The following is a 4,244-nucleotide window of genomic DNA, read 5'->3' as shown; positions in this document are numbered from 1 at the left end:
TGCGACCTCCTGGTCCCAAACCAGGCGCGATGACCGGACTACGCTACGCCCCGAAAGGGTCATCAATAACGAATTTTACATCGTTTTTAGGGCTGCAAAGTTGCGATTCTTTTTTTAATAAAAAAAGAAAATGAAGTATAATTTTTAATTAATTTTTTATGCACCCTTTTTTATTAACTTTACCCTGTTAATAACCATTGATTTAGCCCAATTAAAAATGATGAAAGAATTTTCGTTTTTTTTGTTCACATTAAACATTCTTATCCCGAAATATAAAAAAAACAGCCTGGAAAGCAGGAGCTTGTTTTCCTCTGTTCTGTTGTTTTTTGATGGTGATGTCTTCTTGCTGTAAGAATCAGGAATTTGTAAGTCACACTATTGTAAATGCATCACTGAGTTTACCCAAATCAATGGTCGTTAAAAAAAGAATGGACTGAAGATTCCCGGATATACAGCATTAATACTGCAAATAAGCACATTGGTTATATTTATTATGGTGATTATAAACCTTTTATGGAAGATAATTATATGATTACGGTAGAGCCTGAGCTTTTTGAGAATTTTAAGAATAACAGAGAATTTAGAACATATTTTTCTGATAATTCTGATAGAGACTACATAAATGGAATTTATAATGTTAATTATTATTACTACGACAAAATCAATAAACACAGCGCTCAGATTATGATGCCGAAAAAAATGAATAAAGGATTAATTGGGATTCATTTATAAGAATTAATGAAAGATATATTTGAGTTTAAAATTGTAATTTATGAAGATTTGTCGGAGAATCTGGTTGACTGCTTTATTTCTTTTATTGAACATCATTGTGTGTATTGGGGAGGTGGTTGTTCTGGTAATCAGATCAATGGAGGATTATATGCTGACGAGAGTGTAGTACTTAATATCAATGATTTTATGAGAGTGTTTGTTACATTTTTTATGCATCTGGAAATTAAAATCCATAAAATTGAGATTAATATGCAAGACTTTTATTTTTATCGTTTTGATCATGATGCTTTTGTTGAAACTTATTCTTCGTTACCTGTCAATATTGTTTGTTGGGAGTTATAATTATTCCGGCGAAAAATGAAATACCTTCCAAAAAAAACATTAATGTTTTATGAAGAAATATAGAGATATTCATCATTATTACCTTTCCAATTTTTTTAAACATAGTGAATTGAACTATGATAGTTTCTGGTTGTTTTATAACCAGGAAGACGGAATTCAAGTGGATAATTTTCTTCCTGACCAAAAAGTTTATTCGTTTTTATGGGAGTATGCAGATGAAGATATTTTAGTAAAAATAGATGAATGGAAAAGAGCGTTCAGGAGAAATGATATTGAGTTCTTACCAGAGGCTAAGCTGCACACCCGAAATTACCTGTCAGGAGAGCGAAAGGTATATCTGGATTGCCTGGAAACCAATCTTATAACTGCAGATGAAAAATTTAAAGGCCTGACTGCATATGATACCGGACAACGCTTTTTTCAGATTGTGACCGATGAGAATATCTCTTTTAAAGATATTGATTTAAGTTTTCTGGAATTAACAGATACAGGAGATAAATTTAGAACGCTTATCAGGATTTTAGATACTGATGGTATTCAGACATTGGTCTTAAATGGCTACCATCATCATGGAGAATTACTGAAAGTCTGTATTGTGAAGAGTGACAAAAACTGCTTAAAAATAACCGAAGATTTGCCCTTAAATATTTTTGAAAATACGTATGTAGCGATGCCATTTAGCTGGTAATAGTATTAAAAATATAATCTGTTAGAAACTGTTTCTGTAAGAATATGAATTTATTTTTTTAATGAGTAGAAATAAAAATTTATTAATAATTTTAATCTTTGTTGCATTAGTTTTTTTATAAAAAATTATTTTTTTGCAAAAACAAAGGTAGTTTTTTGGATGAAATTAGAGATAAGGATATAAAATCAATAGTTGGCAAAAAGTATATTAATTATCATAATCACAACATAGTATTTCTGGTGTATGGCAATAAAGATAGTATAGTGTTTTATAGAGATTGGTGGGATAAAGTTTTGGATGGAGACTCAATAATAAAACCAAAAGGTTCTTTAGAAATGACTATAAAAAATTCTGAGAAAATTGAAAAGCTGGATTATCAAGATAAATGGGGTTTAGAACCCAACTTTTGAGTTAATACATTTGTTTTTAGCTGATACCAATAAACTTAACAGTTTTACAAGTTTTGTTGTATACAAAATTGCAGACTTTGCTGGACAAGATCCTAAGGGTAAGGTTGTTTATGAAATAAAATAATTTGGTAAATAAAAATGGAGGTATTTTTAAATAATATTAAAATAGATTATCTAGATCTTACTAGAAATAACAAAATTGTCAATGATAAATTATTGCTGAAGGTTAAACCTGAAGCCAAATCTACTATTTTAGAAGAATTAGAAAAATCTGAAATTACACTGACTATAAATATTGATAATAGAGCTGATATAAAAAAAACTTTATATAAAACCCGATTTATTGTAGATTATGTTTTAACTGAAGAAGATTATAATGAGCCAGATGGGATTGTTCTTTATGGAACTATGATTAATAAAATGAGTAGTTATCGATGTAAGTAAGAATAATAATATGAGTGAATTTCATTTGCATATCAATTCAGCAGCTGATCTAGAAAAAGCATTGGGAACTGGTTGTTTTTTCAGATCTTTAGAAATTTTAAAAAGGACGGGGTTTAATATTTATGTAGATGATTTAGCTTTTTAAGATTCTCTCACTCTGCAAAGCCTCCCAACTTTGAAGTGAAAAAAAACAAATAACTTAATTCAATATCTAAAGGATGCTCAAGTTGTTTACTTGTACGTTGCAGATAGAAATAATAAACAAAGTAAGTGATGAAAAAAGTATTCATTGTTGTAGTTTTTTTGCTATTTAATGTGATAGTTTGGGGACAAACTACTGTTGGAAATACCAGATATGAAAAATTACAGACATTTTTAAAAAAGGATAGTTTAGCATTTCAACAGTTTTTAATTGCTAAAAAGTGTTTTTGTAGAGAGAATTTTTTGACTCTTGATGAACTTAGAGTTGGAAAAAAATCTAATAATTCTACTAAAGATTTATATGAATTATTTCAAGTGTTAAAAAAAGGAGGGTATTTATTTTTCGTTGCAATTGATGCTCAAAAATTAGCAGCTTTTTTTAATAATAAGTTGATTAGTGAATATGTTTCAAGCAGAGGGCGTGTCAGTGATGATGCTAATAGAGTTGACAATAAAAATATACTATGCGAAACCATTTCTTCACAAACTAAATACAATTACAGTCAATACATTAGTTTCATTAACAATTTAGATAATTATATAATACCAATAAATAAAGGTACTATCTTTCTTAAAGAAGATACATATTTGGATCAATTATACTATTATTATCCTGGTAAAAAAGAAAGATGGTATAATTTTAATGATGTTCATAAAGTATTGGATGTTGAATAGTTCGCTCCGTAAGTTCTCGGACTTTGTTGAAAAATAAAGCAAAAGACCTTAAGTCTAAAAGCCTCGCATTTTGCGAGGTTTTTTAATTAAACAAGCCTTACTAATCCCTATATTTGCCCCATGAAACGATTAATGCTGCTGTACTTACTCTTCCCTGTATTTCTATTCTCACAGACTACCGGAAAAGTGATCAAAATTTCAGACGGAGACACCATTACTTTATTGCTTAAAGGCAATCAACAAAAAAAAATAAGACTGGCTGAAGTCGACTGTCCGGAAAATGGGCAGGCGTTTGGTAAAAATGCCAAAAAGTTTACTTCTGCTCAGGTATTCGGGAAAACGGTAAGTTTTGTTGAAACCACCACAGACCGTTATGGAAGATCCATTGCGAAGGTCTATTATGACGATGGGAAATACCTTTCCAAAGAGCTTATCAAAGCAGGATTAGGATGGTGGTATTTTTCCTATTCAAAAGATGCTTCTCTGGGCAAAATTCAGGAAACTGCAAAGCTTAAAAAAATGGGTCTGTGGCAGGATAGTAATGCTCTCGCTCCCTGGGACTACCGCAAAATGAGACGAGAGCTTAGAAATAATAAAAAAATGGAAGCTGCTAAAAACGGAGCAAAAATAAAAGGTGCGGCATTCATAGAAGGTTAGTGTTTAATCTGATAAGTAGTAAGAAATGAAAACGGTCAATTAAGGGATCAGTCTCAAAAGTTGGGGGGAATGTTTAGTCATTGTATCTTTGTAAT

General features: G+C 30.4%; 6 protein-coding genes. All 6 read left to right on the top strand.

The window, feature by feature from the left end; genetic code table 11:
• Positions 1-738: 738 nt before the first annotated feature.
• A complete protein-coding gene (locus ACODR7_RS21420; protein WP_488842290.1) occupies positions 739-1,074 on the top strand; it encodes a hypothetical protein in 336 nt (111 codons plus the stop codon).
• Between the two features lie 49 nt (positions 1,075-1,123).
• Positions 1,124-1,762, top strand: coding sequence for a hypothetical protein (locus ACODR7_RS21415; RefSeq protein WP_488842288.1), 639 nt, complete (start codon positions 1,124-1,126; stop codon positions 1,760-1,762).
• A 155-nt stretch (positions 1,763-1,917) separates the two neighbouring features.
• Positions 1,918-2,172 carry a hypothetical protein gene (locus tag ACODR7_RS21410; protein WP_488842286.1) on the top strand — a complete coding sequence of 85 codons (255 nt, stop codon included), beginning with the start codon at positions 1,918-1,920 and terminating at the stop codon, positions 2,170-2,172.
• Between the two features lie 138 nt (positions 2,173-2,310).
• Positions 2,311-2,616: a hypothetical protein gene (locus ACODR7_RS21405; protein WP_488842285.1), complete on the top strand. Its 306-nt coding sequence runs from the start codon at positions 2,311-2,313 to the stop codon at positions 2,614-2,616.
• 273 nt (positions 2,617-2,889) lie between these two features.
• Positions 2,890-3,492: a hypothetical protein gene (locus tag ACODR7_RS21400; protein ID WP_488842283.1), complete on the top strand. Its 603-nt coding sequence runs from the start codon at positions 2,890-2,892 to the stop codon at positions 3,490-3,492.
• 120 nt (positions 3,493-3,612) lie between these two features.
• Positions 3,613-4,149: a thermonuclease family protein gene (locus tag ACODR7_RS21395; RefSeq protein ID WP_488842282.1), complete on the top strand. Its 537-nt coding sequence runs from the start codon at positions 3,613-3,615 to the stop codon at positions 4,147-4,149.
• The last annotated feature ends 95 nt before the right edge of the window (positions 4,150-4,244 follow it).

The sequence above is a fragment of the Chryseobacterium sp. FG46 genome, assembly GCF_057809135.1.
This window is presented reverse-complemented; position numbering and strand designations above follow the sequence as displayed.